This is a genomic window from Alcanivorax sp. HI0044, from assembly GCF_001634945.1.
Genome location: NZ_LWEZ01001981.1, coordinates 1 through 435, shown reverse-complemented (window position 1 = coordinate 435; position 435 = coordinate 1). Strand labels below are relative to the sequence as shown.

Sequence of the window (435 nt, the reverse complement as noted above, 5' to 3'; positions counted from 1 at the left end):
CTAGACCTGCGGCTGACGTCTTCATTTTGTGCCCCCCTCGCCTTTATGCTTTCGTCGTACCGCTAATTTTCAGATTACTCCTTGAGTACACCCCCAAAGAGATAGCGAAAGCCACCGGCAGCCGGCGCTGCATCACAAAAAAGCCCGGCTGGATAAGCCGGGCCTTTTTGAAGAAACGCAATCTCAAGGGTTACTTGTAGATTTCGCCTTTTTCCGCTTTTTCCAACAGTGAAGCCGGCGGGTTAAAGCGCTCACCGTACAACTTGGCCAGTTCCTGGGCGCGCGCAACAAAACCGCGCAAGCCGCCTTCATACTGGTTGATGTACTGCATCACACCACCGGTCCAGGCGGGGAAACCAATGCCGAAGATCGAGCCGATGTTGGCATCTGCCACGGAATCCATCACGCCTTCATCAAAGCACTTCACCGCTTCAA

General features: G+C 53.8%; 1 protein-coding gene and 1 pseudogene. One reads left to right on the top strand and one right to left on the bottom strand.

Annotation, left to right across the window (positions count from 1 at the left end; all coding sequences use genetic code 11):
* Positions 1-200, top strand: a 200-nt coding sequence (locus A3730_RS32880) for a hypothetical protein (protein ID WP_231884094.1), incomplete at its 5' end; no start/stop codon positions are given.
* On the opposite strand, the pseudogene A3730_RS29260 reads toward A3730_RS32880, so the two are convergent.
* Positions 191-435 (bottom strand): annotated as a pseudogene (locus A3730_RS29260) (3-hydroxyacyl-CoA dehydrogenase); the annotation flags it as partial. The gene A3730_RS32880 and the pseudogene A3730_RS29260 overlap by 10 nt on opposite strands.